General features: G+C 62.4%; 13 protein-coding genes. 4 read left to right on the forward strand and 9 right to left on the reverse strand.

Annotated features, from left to right (window positions below; all coding sequences use genetic code 11):
- Positions 1–12 precede the first annotated feature (12 nt).
- The 9 genes from AACY42_RS05785 to AACY42_RS05825 form a co-directional block, all read right to left on the reverse strand.
- Positions 13–438 carry a hypothetical protein gene (locus AACY42_RS05785; RefSeq protein ID WP_339477545.1) on the reverse strand — a complete coding sequence of 142 codons (426 nt, stop codon included), beginning with the start codon at positions 436–438 and terminating at the stop codon, positions 13–15.
- Positions 401–1,030 (reverse strand): nucleotidyltransferase domain-containing protein, encoded by a 630-nt coding sequence (locus tag AACY42_RS05790; RefSeq protein ID WP_339477679.1) that lies wholly within the window; start codon positions 1,028–1,030, stop codon positions 401–403. Before AACY42_RS05790 ends, AACY42_RS05785 begins: the two co-directional genes overlap by 38 nt.
- A gap of 256 nt (positions 1,031–1,286) precedes the next feature.
- Positions 1,287–1,415 (reverse strand): hypothetical protein, encoded by a 129-nt coding sequence (locus tag AACY42_RS05795; protein WP_339477547.1) that lies wholly within the window; start codon positions 1,413–1,415, stop codon positions 1,287–1,289.
- A 254-nt stretch (positions 1,416–1,669) separates the two neighbouring features.
- Entirely contained in the window at positions 1,670–2,152 is a 483-nt protein-coding gene (locus tag AACY42_RS05800) for a chemotaxis protein CheW (RefSeq protein ID WP_046063247.1), read from the reverse strand.
- Positions 2,145–8,072, reverse strand: a complete 5,928-nt coding sequence (locus AACY42_RS05805) for an Hpt domain-containing protein (protein WP_339477553.1) — start codon at positions 8,070–8,072, stop codon at positions 2,145–2,147. Before AACY42_RS05805 ends, AACY42_RS05800 begins: the two co-directional genes overlap by 8 nt.
- Positions 8,073–8,258: 186 nt before the next feature.
- Entirely contained in the window at positions 8,259–10,316 is a 2,058-nt protein-coding gene (locus AACY42_RS05810; RefSeq protein ID WP_339477555.1) for a methyl-accepting chemotaxis protein, read from the reverse strand.
- 78 nt (positions 10,317–10,394) lie between these two features.
- Positions 10,395–10,934, reverse strand: a complete 540-nt coding sequence (locus AACY42_RS05815) for a chemotaxis protein CheW (RefSeq protein ID WP_339477557.1) — start codon at positions 10,932–10,934, stop codon at positions 10,395–10,397.
- Positions 10,935–10,944: 10 nt separating this feature from the next.
- A complete protein-coding gene (pilH, locus tag AACY42_RS05820) occupies positions 10,945–11,310 on the reverse strand; it encodes a twitching motility response regulator PilH (protein ID WP_339477558.1) in 366 nt (121 codons plus the stop codon).
- A gap of 47 nt (positions 11,311–11,357) precedes the next feature.
- Positions 11,358–11,786: a response regulator gene (locus AACY42_RS05825; protein ID WP_339477560.1), complete on the reverse strand. Its 429-nt coding sequence runs from the start codon at positions 11,784–11,786 to the stop codon at positions 11,358–11,360.
- A 224-nt stretch (positions 11,787–12,010) separates the two neighbouring features.
- Here AACY42_RS05825 and gshB point away from each other — a divergent pair, with 224 nt between their 5' ends.
- The 4 genes from gshB to ruvX all read left to right on the forward strand — a co-directional run bounded on the left by gshB (position 12,011) and on the right by ruvX (position 15,164).
- A complete protein-coding gene (gene gshB / locus AACY42_RS05830; RefSeq protein WP_339477562.1) occupies positions 12,011–12,964 on the forward strand; it encodes a glutathione synthase in 954 nt (317 codons plus the stop codon).
- Between the two features lie 76 nt (positions 12,965–13,040).
- Complete coding sequence (locus AACY42_RS05835; RefSeq protein ID WP_339477564.1) at positions 13,041–13,937, forward strand: energy transducer TonB; 897 nt, start codon at positions 13,041–13,043, stop codon at positions 13,935–13,937.
- A gap of 220 nt (positions 13,938–14,157) precedes the next feature.
- Entirely contained in the window at positions 14,158–14,727 is a 570-nt protein-coding gene (locus AACY42_RS05840) for a YqgE/AlgH family protein (protein ID WP_339477566.1), read from the forward strand.
- Positions 14,727–15,164, forward strand: coding sequence for a Holliday junction resolvase RuvX (gene ruvX / locus AACY42_RS05845; RefSeq protein ID WP_339477567.1), 438 nt, complete (start codon positions 14,727–14,729; stop codon positions 15,162–15,164). The genes AACY42_RS05840 and ruvX overlap by 1 nt, the downstream gene beginning before the upstream one ends.
- The last annotated feature ends 83 nt before the right edge of the window (positions 15,165–15,247 follow it).

Consider the following 15,247-nt stretch of genomic DNA (forward strand, 5'->3'; position numbering starts at 1 on the left):
GACCGCCAAGGATCAACTCACATCCATCAATTGCCGGACCCGTTCGAGCAGTTCTGCTGCGCTCTCAATCAGTTGGGTAAGCAGCGCATCATCTTCATCCATGTACCCCTCGTACTCGGCAAGGTTGCGCCGCTCATGACACAACACGAATAGCCGGACCTGTACTTTACTGATGTCCGCCGTGTGAATCAGACACTGGAAGACCAGATAGCGCTTGTCCGACCGATAACCGCTCAAGCGTAGCGCCGTGAGCGCCAAGGCATGGGCGGCGTTGTATGCGAGGTCGAACCGGCTGGCGAAAGAAAGGGAAGTTGTTTGTGCATCCTCCAAGCGATCCGTCGCCGAACGCATCAGGCCCTCGCATTCCTGACGATCCGGTGGTTCGGCTTTCAGGCTGCCGCTATGTAGCAGATTCTCCAGGCTTTGGTGTTTGTCCATCCTTGGTTTCCAAAGGGTTTGCACCCAGCAAATCGATCTTGTCCTGCTCCGCTACCCGCACAACGAAACTGTTACCGGCCGCAAATTTTGCTGCCCAGTCCTGGGGCGTGTAGAGCGTAGGGTTCAGGGGGCGGCCCAGTTGCTCTTCCAGAGGTAGAAGCCGCTCCATCACTTCACTGTAGTGCAGGCCTTCGCCGATCAGCATGAGATCTATGTCACTGGATGCGTTTGCCTGGCCCTTGGCGATGGAGCCATAGACGAACGCCCAGCGCAGCTGCTCAGAAAAAGGCTCCAATGCCTGGCGCAACGGTTCGGCGATACCGATGGTTTTGCGCACGATGCCTAGCAGCTCAGCGTAAATCGGGCAGTGTGGGTTGGCTTGATAATGGGTTTGATTACCCAGACGAGTCATGGTGAGCACCCCTGAGCGTTGCAGGCGCTCCAACTCTCGCATGAGGCTGCCTTTACCTATTTGGGCCCAGCGAGCAATTTCGTTGGCATAGAAGCTCTGATCCGGCTTACCGAACAACAGGCCCAAGACCCGCTGCTGAGTGGCCGTGAACAGCGCATCGCTGAGAGAGAGGTGGCTCATATAGGCAACATAAAGTCCCAAAAAGGGAACGATAGGTCCCTTATTGGGACTTTACAAGCCTTGCCGTTTATTCCGGTCCCATAAAGGGACTTAACAGACCCTTTATGGGACCTATCTATCGAGCGCGACAGAGAAGGTATTACTTGTGATAGCAGCGGCATACTCAATATTGATCTCGCCTGACCAACCGCTATCGCGAGCAGGTTCTGCTCACTCACGTCTGGTTGGTGTACACCCGCAAGAGCCAGGCCGGCTGTCAGGTCGCCTCGCCTTTGATCTTGATCTTGATCTTGATCTGGGGCGCCCCGTTAACCACGATGGCCGAACGAAGGTGTTGCGCAGTGGGCATCCCGGCATGGATGCCGGGATAGCCGCGCTGGGCCATGGATGGCCCTTCGCGGCGGGCCCACGGAGCAATGCCGGAGTGAGGGCATGCCGAGCCTAGGCGAGGCACCGAGTGGTGGGGCAAAGCCTTTTTGGTTACTTTTTTGGCGTCTGAAAAAAGTGACCCGCCGTAAGGGCGGAACCTTAAGCCGCCGTTACCGCAGCAATGGATATGTACCCGATCAACAAAATCCTGGCCAGCTGTCAGTCCGCCATCGCGAGCAAGCGCGCTCCAACATTGGAAATTCGTATGCCTCAGGTTTTGTAGGGTTGAATCAGGCCCGCAGCCATCACCAACTCCTCCAGCGCCAACAGGTCCGGCACCTTCGCCACGTGCTCCCCAACTTGCACCGCCGCCTGTTCCAACCCGCACAGCGGCACGTCGACGTAGCTCAATTGGCTGTCGAGCTTGTAGGAGCGCGGGATGCCTTGCACCAGCAGGGCAATGAAACGCAGCTCCGGCCGCCCGCCCAAGGCGTTGAGCACGACAATGCGCACTCGCTCGCCAATCACGGTCTTCTGGCCGCAGGCCGACTCGAAGCTCAGCAACGGGATTTGCCGTTCGCGCCAGCTCACCCAGCCCAGGAACCACGGCGGGGTGTCCATATCGAATACGCTGCTCTGGTAATCGATCAGTTCGGCCACGGCCACGTTGGGCAACACCAGGTGCCGGTCGGCCAACGGCAACAACAGACCGGTGAGTGGGCTGGTGCGCGAGTGAAGATGCAGGTCATGCATGGGTTTTGCTCCAGTACGCGATGCTGTCGAGCAGCACCGATTCCTGGTACGGCTTGCCCAGGTAGTCGTTGACGCCGATGGCCATGGCGCGGGCGCGGTGTTTCTGGCCGGTGCGCGAGGTGATCATGATGATGGGCAGGCGCGCCAGGCGCGGGTCGTTGCGTACTTGCGTGGCCACTTCGAAGCCGTCCATGCGCGGCATCTCGATGTCCAGCAGCATCAGGTCTGGCGCATGTTCGGCCAACAGCGCCATGGCGTCCACGCCATCCTTGGCGGTCAGGACGTGCATGCCATGGCGCTCCAGCAAACGGCTGGTGACCTTGCGCACCGTCACCGAGTCGTCCACCACCAGCACCAGCAACGGTCGTTGCGGTTCGCCCTCGCCTTCAGCCGGCACCTGGCGGCGCGGGACCTGGTGGGGCAAGGCGCGGATCGGCGCCAGCAGGTCGAGAATCAACACCACCCGACCATCCCCCAGGATCGTCGCCCCGGACAAACCCTGCACCGCCGAGAACTGTGGGCCGAGGCTCTTGACCACGATCTCTCGGGTCCCGGCGGTAGCGTCCACCTGCACGGCAACATGCCGCTCGTTGCACTGCACCAGCAACACCGGCAAGGGTTGGCTCTGGCCCAGCAGTTTCGGCCGGGTACCGGTTTTCAGTAGCTCACCGAGGTAGCACAACTCGTAACGCTGCCCGGCGTAGGTGTAGGTCGGCGGATCAAGCTGGTAATAGCCGTCCAGCTCGGCGGGCAACACCCGAACAATGCTCTCGATGGTGTTCAGCGGGATCGCGTACTGGTCTTCGCAACAGTGCACCATCAACGCCCGATTCACCGCCACGGTAAACGGCAGGCGAATGCGGAAATGCACGCCCTGCCCCGGCGTGGAGTCGATGATCATGCTGCCGCCCAATTGCCGCACTTCTTCATGGACCACGTCCATGCCGACGCCGCGCCCGGAAATCTGGGTGATTTTCTCGGCAGTGGAAAACCCTGGCTGCAAGATAAACTGCAGCACGTCGCGCTCGCTGATGTCACTGTCCGGCGCCAGCAAGCCACGCTTGATCGCCTTGTTCCGCACGGCCTCCAGCGGCACGCCGGCGCCGTCGTCGCGGATGTCGAAAATGATGTCGCCGCCTTCCCGGGACAGGTCGAGGCTGATACGTCCTCGTGCCGGCTTGCCGGCGGCAATGCGCACGTCGACCGGCTCCAGACCGTGGTCGACGGCGTTGCGCAGCATATGCTCAAGAGGCGCAGCCATGCGCTCCAGCACGTTCCGGTCCATCTCACCGTCGGCATTGCCGACCATGAACTCCACGTCCTTGCCCAGCTCCTGCGCCACTTGCCGGACGATGCGCTTGAGCCGTGGCAGCATGCGCTCGAACGGCACCATGCGCGTGCGCATCAGGCCTTCCTGAAGCTCGGTGTTGATACGCCCCTGCTGTTGCAGCAGGACCTCGGCATCGTGATTGCTGCGATCGAGGGTTTCCTTGAGCTCGAGCAAGTCCGAGGCGGACTCGAACAGCGCCCGGGACAACTGCTGCAACTGGGAATGGCGGTCCATCTCCAGCGGGTCGAACTCTTCATAGCCCAGACGCTCGGCCTCCATCTGTTGCCGGCTGAGAATCCGCCCCTGGGTTTCGGTATCCAGGCGCCGCAACTGATCACGCATGCGCTCGATGGTGGTTTCCATTTCGCCCAGGGCCACGCGCGCATCGTTGACCTGCTGTTCGATGCGCCCACGGAAGATCGATGTTTCGCCCGCCAGGTTCACCAGGTCGTCAAGCAGCTCGGCGGAGACCTTGACCATGTCCGCACCGTCGCCCGGTGCACTGGGGTCAGGTCTGGCGGGTGCCGCTGGTGGAGCAACGACGGGGGCCGGTTCCGGCACCGAGACAGCCTGCGATGCAGCACTGTGCTGGGGATGATTCAGCGCCTGGATCTGCACGATCAGCCGGTCGGCCAGCGGGCACGGGTGACCGGCGCGCACCGCGTCGAGCATCTGCGCCAGTCGGTCATGGCTGCTTTGCAACAAGGTGAACAGCGCTGGGGTCGGCTGAAGCAGCCCCGCCGACAGACCTTCGTAGAGGTTTTCCAGCTCGTGGGCCAGGTCGCCGATGGGGACAATTTCCACCATGCGCGCGCCACCCTTGAGGGTGTGCAAATCCCGCAACAGGGTTTCCACGGCTTGGCGATTCGACGGTTCTTCCTGCCAGCGCAGTAACGCCGCGCCCGAGCTGTCGAGGATGTCGAAGCCTTCCTCAAGGAAGATTTCCAGCAACTCGGGATCATGGCCGGCACCGTCGGCCTGGGCCGCTGCGCTCGTCTCGATAGCGTTCGGCTTGTCCTGGCGGAACCGTCGGATGGCGTCGATCAGCGCAACGGGATCACCCAACGGCTGACCCTGTTGCAACTGCCTGAGCAACAGGTCGAGGCGTTCATGACTGCTGGCGAGCAGTTGCGCCAGTTCCTCACTGTAGCTGTAGCGCCGGTCCACCAGTCCTTCGTAAAGGTTTTCCAACTCCTGGGCCAGGTCGCTCACCGGCCGGATGTCGGCCATTCGCGCACCGCCCTTGAGGGTGTGCAAGTCACGTTGAAGCGAGGACAGCGGCGCGCCGTTATCCGGATCGGCCAACCAGCGTTGCAAGGCCTGGGCGGCGCTTTCGAGGATGTCTTGGGCTTCTTCGAGGAAAATCGACGCGAGGTCATCTTCCATCGTGGCATCGACGGGCGCGTCACGCGCCATTTGCGCCGTCGCGTGGCCCAGTTCGCGGATGCTCAGGGTGCGGCTGCCGTCGCTGCGGATCAGGCCGGTGGCCGACGGGTCGAGGCTCTCCTGGAGCAGGCGGCGCAAGGCCTGTACCCGTTCAGGCTGCGGATGCACATGCTGCCCGGCCGCCAGCTCATCGAGCATGTCGATCAGCGCTTCATGGGCGCGCTGGGCCTCCTGGAAAAATTCATCGCTGACCGCCAGGCTGCTTTCTTCTACCGCACCGTAGAGATCCAGCAAGGCTTCGCAGAGTTCGTCCACCGGGTGCAAGTCGGCCAGGTGCGCGCCTTCGCCAAGGGTGGTCAGCTCATCGAGCAGCGCACTCAGTTCCTGGCCTTCGCCGGGGTGCTGCTGCCAACGCTGCAAGAGGCTTTCGGCGTCCAGCAGGATGTCCATGCCCTGGGCGAGGAAGTTGTTGATCAGTTGTGGGTCGCGCTTGGTCCGCAGCGCTTTGTCCGGCGCACTGTTGGCCGCGTGTAGACGCTCGGCCAGCAGGACCTGGGCGCGCAGGATCAGATCCTCGGCCCCGGGGATCGCTGCCAGCGGCTCGCTGTGCAACTGGCGCACGCCACGGCGCAGCAGGCCTTCGGCTTCCAGCAGCAATTGGACCTCATCCAGGTCGAGGGCAATCAGATGCGCCCGGTATTCCCGGGCCAGTTCATCCATTGCTCCGGCCAGCTCGGCGATCGGCAGCACGCCGGCCATCGAAGCGCTGCCCTTGAGCGTATGCAAGGCCCGCTGCAATTCATCGCTGGCCTGCAAAGGCAGGTGCTCGGCCGACTGATCGAGAAAGCGATTGAGGCTGGCGAGGTGGCCCTGGGCTTCGTTGTCGAAGATCTTCAACAGCAGCGGATCGAGGGCGACCACGTCCTGCTCGTCTTCATCTTCCTCGTCGCCGCCCTTGGCCAGGGCATGAGCGCGGGCGGCCAAGCGGTCGACGTCGTCACGCTGGCGCTGGTGATTGGCCGCGAATTCGGCCACCAGGGCCGGCAACAACTGCACCGTGTCTTCGATCAACTGACGGACCGAGGCCTGTGGCCCAACGCTGCGCTCCAGGACCCGGTTGAGCAAGTTTTCCACGGCCCAGGCCAGTTCACCCAGTACCAGCGCCCGGACCATCCGGCCACTGCCCTTGAGGGTATGGAAGGCCCGGCGCAGTTCGCTCAGGGCGCCGTGGTCGTCGGGATGAGCACTCCAGCGCGGCAGGTACTCACGCAGGACGTCCAGCACCTCGTCGGTTTCCTCGAGGAAGACCTCGCGCAACTCGTCGTCCACCGGACTTTCATCCAACGGAGGCGGCAACAGGCTGCCCGGGGTGCTCCTGGCCGGCGGATTGACCGCCGAGACCGGGCTGGCCAGCACCTGGGCCAAGGACTGCGCCGTCTGCGGGTCATCCAATTCCTGCAGGTCCTGCATGACTTGGGCTTCGTTGGGGCTCAACACATCGTCGAGCACCGGCACCCGCGCTTCGTCAGGGAAATAACCGAGCGCGGCCAGGCTCCGCTCGACCCCTTCAAGCAAGGGCTCGCCGGGGGTTTCCGGGTCCTCGCTCAAGCGCTCCAGGTAGTATTCCAGGCCAGTGATCACGTCGGCCAGGTGGTCGAGTTCTTCCCAGCCCGGCTGGGCCTGGTCCAACAGCAGGTGGTCGCGGATGAAACCGTTGCAGGCCTCTACCAGGCTGGCGGCACGGCTCAGGGGAATCATCGCCAGCGCGCCGCGCACCTGGGTCAGCAGCGCCGGCAAGGGCTGCAGTTGCTCGCTGTTCCAGTCCGCGTCGATGTAGTCGACGATCATGTCCTTGGCCTGTTGCAGACAGGTATGGGCTTCCTTGATGACGATCTGGTGGATCTGGGTCAGGTCGGTGGTGGGCAGGTGGATGTCTTCGTGGCTCTCGGGCTCGACGGTGCCGACCATGCCGGCCAGGGTCGCCTCGACGTAGAGCAAGGCCCCGGCGACGTCCATGAGGATCGCGTCATCCGGCTCGCGCTGGCCCTGGGCAAGGCTCAGGACCACCGCCAGTTGATCGATGATGACCTTGCGCGGCTGGCCGAAACCGAGCACCGCCAGGGTGTCGGCGATCTGCCGCAGCGGCGCCAACAGGCTGTCCAGCTCCGAGGCGTGCTGGCGATCGCTGCGCACGAACAGGTCCAGGCGCTCCTTGACCCGTACCAACTCCTCGCACAGTGCGGCAAGCACCGAGCGCATGGCATCGCGGTCGGGCCCGGCCAGGCGCACGCGTTCTTCGTCGACCATGGCGCTGTCGGGCAGCGCGTCGTCCAGTGAGTAGCGTTCTTTCATGATCTGCATCTGCCCGCTGGGATGTTCGGCCTTGGCAATATAGAACAACAAGCTCTTGAGCAGGTGGGGCGGTGCCGGCTGATTGATGCCTGGCATGCCTTGGTCCAGCAGGCGCTTGAGTTCCTTGTCGGCTTCCTTGAACAGGCTGCGCAACGCCGGGCTGTTGGCGATGCGCCCGTCACGCATGCCTTCGACCAGCGCCGAGGCCACCTGCCATAACGCATTGAGCGGCGCCCCAGCACACAAGGTTTCCAGGCGATGGAAGACCTTGGCCAGGTAACCGAAGTGGGTCGTGTCATCCTGTTCGCGCAACAGGCCCACCAGGGCCAATTGCAGGGTCTGGCGCAATTTGCGCAAGGTGTTTGGCAGGTCAGCGGGTTCGAGGCGCTGCACGGTTTCGTCGCTGAGCGGCGCAATATCGGGCAATTCGGGGCTGAACAGGCTGGTTTCCGACAACAGGCCCTCGCCCCGGGCACTGCGCAGGTCGTTGATCAAGGGCAGCACCACCAGCGGCAGGTCCCGACGGGCACTTTGTACGCGGTCCAGGTAGATCGGCAACTGCCCCAGGGCCTGGCTCAACTGGCTGATGGCTTCGTCGCGATGGCTGACACGGTTGTCCTGCAGGGCGGCGCACAGCTGCTCCATCTCCTCGGCCAGCAACGCCGCACCGTAGAACTCGACCATCTGCAGGCCGCCGTGGACCTGGTGAATACAGGCCAGGCATTGCCCGAGGGCATCCGACGCCTGCGGATCGTCCACCAGACGGTTGAGGGCCAGATGAGCCTGCTTCAGCGTTTCGGCAATCTCGCCCTTGACCCATTCCAGGGCCACATAGTCGTGCCGATCACCCATAACCACTCCAATCAGGAGAGCACAACACGCCTGTAGGGAAGGGATTTACCTGTGGGAGCAAAGCTTGCTCGCGATGCAAACACCTCGGTGCCCGAAGTACCGCGTTATCTTCATCGCGGGCAAGCCTTACTCCCACAGAAACCTCCTTGCCACAAAAAGCCCTTTCCAACCGATGGATCCGGTTGGTCACGCTGTTTCCTCATCGCCAGACGCCGCCGGCAACGTGAACCCCGACACCGAACGACGCAGTTGGCTGGCCATTTTCGCCAGGTTGCCAATGCTCTCGGCAGTGGCGGTGGAGCCGGACGAGGTCTGCGAAGTGATCTGCTGGATCACGTTCATGGTCAAGGAAATCTGCCCCGCCGAGGTGGTCTGTTGCTGCGCCGCGTTGGAAATGCTCTGGATCAGCGCCGCCAGGGTCTTGGACACGCCTTCGATTTCTTCCAGGGCGACGCCAGCATCCTGGGCCAGTCGCGCACCGCGCACCACTTCGGTGGTGGTCTGCTCCATGGAAATCACCGCCTCGTTGGTGTCGGCCTGGATCGCCCGCACCAAGGTCTCGATTTGCCGGGTTGCCGCCGAAGAGCGCTCGGCCAAACGCTGCACTTCATCGGCCACCACCGCGAACCCGCGTCCGGCATCACCGGCCATGGACGCCTGGATGGCGGCGTTGAGGGCCAGGATGTTGGTCTGATCGGCAATGTCATCGATCAAGCTGACAATGTCGCCGATTTCCTGGGATGACTCACCCAGGCGCTTGATGCGCTTGGCGGTGTCCTGGATCTGCTCGCGAATGTTGTCCATGCCATGAATGGTGTTGTGCACCACCTCATTACCCTTGTTGGCGATCTCCACCGACCGCTCGGCCACCGCCGACGACTCGGCGGCATTGGCCGACACCTGGTCGATGGACTGGGCCATTTCATTAATTGAAGTCGAAGCTTCGGAGATTTGCTGGGCCTGGTGCTCGGAAGCCTGGGCCAAGTGCATCGCCGTGGCCTGGGTTTCCTGCACGGCGGCGGCGACCTGGCCGGCGGTGAGGTTGATGGTCGCCACCAGATCGCGCAGTTGATCCACCGAGTAATTGATGGAGTCGGCGATGGTGCCAGTGAAGTCCTCGGTGACCGAAGCGGTAACGGTCAGGTCGCCATCGGCCAGGTCTTCGATTTCATCCAGCAACCGCATGATCGCATTCTGGTTGCGCTCGTTCTTTTGTGCGGTTTCGTGCAACTGGCGGTTGGTTTCGCGGACCATCACCAGGCCAATCAGGATAATCGACATCAGCGCCAGCAAACCCAGCACATAGCCGCCGATGGTGTTGATGGAACGCCCACCGGCGAGGTTTTCGAAAGCCGTGGCCAGGTGCGAAGCCTCGTCGAGCAGGGTCTGCGACAGGTTGAAGATGTTGCCGGCCGATTCACGAACCTTGAACAGCTCCGGGGAGGTCTCGAGGATTTCGTCCACCGAACCGGAGACGAACTCGAAGAGCTCACTGATTTCGCTCAGGCGTGCCCGGGCATCGCGGTCCTGGACCAGGTATATCTTCAGGGCCGGGTCACCTTGCAACATGCCATTGAGCACCTGGCCAAAACGCGCGGCGTCGCGACCGAAGGTGTCGGCGGCCTGGCTGGCATTTTCGTCCCCCGCCAGCACGGTATTCACCGCGCCGAGAATCCGCTCGGCCAGCAACGACTGGCGCTGGGCCATGGCCACCTGGGCGGCCGGCGCGCCGCGCTGCAGCAGGATCTCGACGACTTTTTCGTACTCGACCTGCAACTGCGGCACGGTTTCGGCCAGGGTCGCCGCCACCTGGTGCAACGACAGCACGGTCTGTTCACTGGAGAGAATGGCATCGGTGTTCTTGAGCAGGCGCTCCCAATCCAACTGCACGGCGCGCATCTGCGGACGCAGGGTGGCAGGCGCTGGGGGCAGGCCAGTCACCGGGTCGCCCTGTTTCAGGGAGCCCCAGCGCTGGGCAAAGTCATTGCGCGCATCGCTCAGCAGCTTGAACGCCGCGTGTTTACCGGCGGCGGCCTCGGCGGCGTTCTTGGCAATGCGCTGGGACAGCACCCGCAGCTCACCCGCATGGCCGATGTACTGTTTGTCATAGGTGGATTGGGTGTTGAGGTAAGCGAAGTTGGCGAACAGCAGCATGATGAAGACGATCAGCGCGACGAACAGCACGATGATCTGCGAACGACTGCGCGACGCTTCAAGTGGCTTGCCTGTTTTTGCTTTGATCATCGGTTCTCGCCTGTACTGCCCAATCTATCCACAATCCCAAGCCCGACCGGACTCCCCTACCCTGAGTTGTGCAGTCACCTAAATCGCCACATCCATGAACCCCGGCGACCGCGCCAGGGCAAACGGGCTGAACACTTGCCACTCGCGCTCGCCGCCAAACCGGCCCTTGACGAAAGCCGCTTCCGGGCCGTCGAGGTCGTCCAGCAGCGTTGGTTCCAGGCTGTCCTGGGCAAAATGCTGCAGCCCAAGGACCTCGTCCACCAACAACCCGGCAAACACCTCGTCGTGATCCACCACCAACACGCGCCGCTGCTTGCGCACGGTCGACAGCTCGTGACCGAAGAACCCGCACAAGTCCATCAACGGCAACAAGCGCCCGCGCAGGTTAGCCACTCCACGCACCCATGGCTTGACCCCGGGCAAATGCGTGTGACGTGGTTCGTGCAGCACTTCGCTGACTTCGCCCATCGGCGCCACGTACCAATGCTCGCCCAAGCGAAAGCCGATGCCGCTCCACCCGGCGCGGTGGGTCGGTTGGGAGGGCAGGCCCGCCCCCAGCAACCGGCAGCGCCGGTCGATCTGCAGCAGCAGTTCGAAAGCGGTCAGGGATAGGCTCATGGCCGCGTCATCAACCCGCCAGCACGTTGTTCAGGATCTTGATCAGGGTTTCTTCGTCCACCGGTTTGGTCAGGTAGTCCTTCGCCCCTTGGCGCTTGCCCCAGACCTTGTCGGTTTCCTGGTCCTTGGTGGTGATGATGATCACCGGGATGTGCCCGGTGTCGGAATCCTTGGTCAACTGGCGCGTGGCCTGGAAACCGTTGAGGCCGGGCATGACGATGTCCATCAGCACCGCATCGGGTTTCTCCTGACGGGCCAGGGCCACGCCATCGGCGCCATTCTCGGCCTTCAGGACCTGATGGCCGTGCTTTTCCAGCATGCCGGTCAGTTTGTACATTTCAGTCGGCGAATCATCGACGATCAGAATTCGTGCCATGGTGTTCCCCATTTTTTGTTGACCCCAGACCCGGTGGCCGAGTGTCATTAATGTGCCTGGTGCGGCTGGACAGCGGCAAAGCCCGGAACATGGGCCTGTATCGCGCCCAGCAGTTCTTCCTTGCTGAACGGTTTGGTCAAAAACTGATCGGAACCGACGATGCGCCCCTTGGCCTTGTCGAACAACCCGTCACGGGACGACAGCATGATCACCGGCGTGCCCTTGAACGCGCTGTTGTTCTTGATCAAGGCACAGGTCTGGTAGCCATCGAGGCGCGGCATCATGATGTCGACAAAAATGATGCCCGGATGGTGGTCGGCGATCTTGGCCAGGGCATCGAAACCATCGACGGCCGTAATTACCTCGCAGCCCACGTTGCGCAGCAAGGTTTCGGCGGTGCGGCGGATGGTCTTCGAGTCGTCGATGACCATGACCTTCAAGGCGCTGGGTTGCTGCTGCGTGAGATGCTCTGCCATTGCCACTGCGAACCGGGTTTTAACGCGTAAGTGTGATCGACAGCGCAAACCCTTGATGTTCAAGGCCCACACGTCACATGGCAGCCTTTTTAGCACAGTCTCCATCGCCGATCTATCGGCCGCTCGGCGCGGTGGTTTTTCCTTGACCGCCAATCTTCCGGGCGCCACTCTGACGCCACTTTTTCACGCCAATATGTGCCCATCAAATTTCGAGGAAACAAGCCATGAGCGTACGCGTCGGCATTGTCATGGACCCTATCGCCAGCATTTCCTATAAAAAGGATAGCTCGCTGGCCATGCTGCTGGCCGCTCAGAAGCGCGGCTGGGAGTTGTTCTACATGGAACAGCGCGACCTCTACCAGGCCGAAGGCCAGGCTCGGGCGCGGATGAAGCCGCTGAAAGTCTTCGCCAACCCCGAGAAGTGGTTTGAACTGGGCACCGAAAGCGATGCACTGCTCAGCGACCTGGACGTGATCCTGATGCGCAAGGATCCGCCGTTCGACATGGAGTTCGTGTACTCCACCTACCTGCTGGAACAGGCTGAAAACGCCGGTGTGCTAGTGGTCAACAAGCCCCAGAGCCTGCGCGATTGCAACGAAAAGCTGTTCGCCACGTTGTTCCCGCAATGCACGCCGCCAACCATCGTCAGCCGTCGTCCGGACGTGTTGCGCGAATTTGCCGACCATCATGGCGACGTGATCCTCAAGCCCCTGGACGGCATGGGCGGCTCCTCGATCTTCCGCCACACCGCTGGCCATCCGAACCTCTCGGTGATCCTCGAAACCCTGACCTTGCACGGTCAGCAGCAGATCATGATCCAGGGTTACCTACCGGCCATCGTCGATGGCGACAAACGCATCCTGATGATCGACGGCGAACCGGTGGACTATTGCCTGTCGCGCATCCCGGCAGCCGGCGAAACCCGCGGCAACCTGGCAGCGGGCGGGCGTGGCGAGGCGCGTCCATTGACTGACAAGGATCGCTGGATCGCCGCCCAGGTCGGCCCGACCCTGCGCGAGAAAGGCCTGCTGTTCGTAGGTCTGGACGTGATCGGCGAGCACCTGACGGAAATCAACGTCACCAGCCCGACCTGCATCCGCGAGATCGACAATGCCTTTGGCACCGACATTGGCGGCATGCTGATGGATGCCATCGATCAGAAGCTCAAGGCTCGTTGATCCAGATCTGCTGAAGGAAACCCACATTGCGTTATCATGCCCGGCCTGAAAAAAGCGCGATGTTGGTTTCCTTGTCATGACACTCCCGTCCGATCTGCCCCAAGAGCTCGCCCATCGTCGCGTGCGCCCGGCCGATCGCCTCGGTTTTACCCTGTTCCTGGCGGCATTGATCCACCTGGCCCTGTTGCTGGGCGTCGGTTTCGCCACGGTCGAGCCCAAGCAGATCAGCCAGACCCTGGAAATCACCCTGGCCACCTTCAAGAGCGAGACCAAGCCCAAGAAGGCCGACTTCCTCGCCCAGGAAAACCAGCAAGGCAGCGGCACCCTGGAAAAAAAGGCGACCCCCAAGACCACCGAGATCGCGCCGTTCCAGGACACCCAGGTACAAAAAGTCACTCCGCCACCAGCCGCCAAGCCCGAAGTGCAGGAGACGGCGCCCAAGGCAGCCGTGACCACCGTGGCGCCAAAGCCGAAAAAGGCCCCGGCCAAGCAGGAGGTCAAGCCGAATCCCAAGCCCAAGGCCCCCGTCCCCACCTTCGACAGCTCACAGCTGTCCAGCGACATCGCCAGCCTGGAAGCCGAACTGGCCCAGGAGCAACAGCTCTACGCCAAGCGCCCGCGCATCCACCGCCTGAGCGCCGCCTCGACCATGCGCGACAAGGGTGCCTGGTACAAGGACGATTGGCGCAAGAAGGTCGAGCGCATCGGCAACCTCAACTATCCCGACGAAGCGCGGCGCAAACAGATCTACGGCAACCTGCGACTCATGGTCTCGATCAACCGCGACGGCTCGTTGTATGAAGTGTTGGTGCTCGAATCCTCCGGCCAGCCGCTTTTGGACCAGGCCGCCCAACGAATCGTGCGCCTGGCCGCACCGTTCGCACCGTTTACCGGGGATTTGTCGGACATCGACCGGCTGGAAATCATCCGCACCTGGAAGTTCGCCCGGGGCGACAAGCTTTCCAGTAACTGAGCCACATCGACGCCTGAACCCGCCGCAGATCCCTTGTGGGAACGAGCTGTGTGGGAGCAAGGCTTGCCCGCGATGAAAACGCCGCGGTCTCTTGAGGACCGCAGCGCCTGGATCGCGAGCAAGCTTTGCTCCCACAAAGCTCGCTCCCACAGGGGATTGGTGACAGTCTCAGGTATTTCCTGGCTTGTCAGTTCGGCCCTGCGCCGCCACACTAGCGCCTATGAAAAACGTCAGCCCCACCTACCTCAAGCATCACTTCCTGATTGCCATGCCGCACATGGCCGATCCGAACTTTGCCCATACCTTGACCTACATCGTCGAGCACACGGCCAATGGGGCCATGGGGCTGGTAGTCAATCGCCCGCAGGAGCTGAACCTGGCGGACATTCTTGAGCAGTTGCGGCCAGAGATGGAACCGCCACTCTTGTGCCAGCACGTGCCGATTTTCATCGGCGGCCCGGTGCAGACTGATCGCGGTTTCGTGCTCCACCCGTTGGGCCCCAAATTCCAGGCCACGGTGGACCTGGACGGCTTGTCGCTGTCCACCTCCCAGGACGTGCTGTTCGCCATCGCTGATGGCGTCGGCCCAGAGAAAAGCCTGATCGCCCTCGGCTATGCTGGTTGGGAACCCGGGCAACTGGAAACCGAACTGGCTGACAACGCCTGGCTGACCTGCCCGTTCGACGCCGACATCCTGTTCAACACCAGCAGCGAACTGCGCCTGGAAGCGGCGGCCAGCCGGTTGGGGGTCAACCTCAGCCTGCTCACCAGCCAGGCAGGACACGCCTGATGGCCCTGCGCTTGCTGCTGGGCTTCGATTACGGCACCAAACAGATCGGCGTAGCGGTCGGCCAGGTCATTACCGGCCAGGCCCGCGAGTTGTGCACCCTGAAGGCGCAGAATGGCGTTCCGGACTGGAACCAGGTCGAAGCGCTGATCAAGGAGTGGAAACCCGATGCGGTGGTGGTCGGCCTGCCGCTGAACATGGACGGCACGCCCAGCGACATGTGCCTGCGCGCCGAAAAGTTCGCCCGCCGGCTCAATGGCCGCTACAACCTGCCCTTCTATACCCATGACGAGCGCCTGACCACCTTCGAGGCCAAGGGCGAGCGCCTGGTGCGCGGCGGGCAGAAAGGCAGTTACCGCGACAACCCGGTGGACGCCATCGCTGCCGCCCTGCTGCTGCAAGGCTGGCTCGACGCCAACACCGACCTGTTCGAAACCTGATTTCTTGAAAGCGCCGCCAAGGCGCTTTCTCTTAGCGATAGACCGCGCCACTCACCACCGGCCCGGGAACCTGAAGGAGCCAG

It is taken from the genome of Pseudomonas sp. RL_5y_Pfl2_73 (genome assembly GCF_963970515.1).
In the GTDB taxonomy this organism is placed as follows: domain Bacteria; phylum Pseudomonadota; class Gammaproteobacteria; order Pseudomonadales; family Pseudomonadaceae; genus Aquipseudomonas.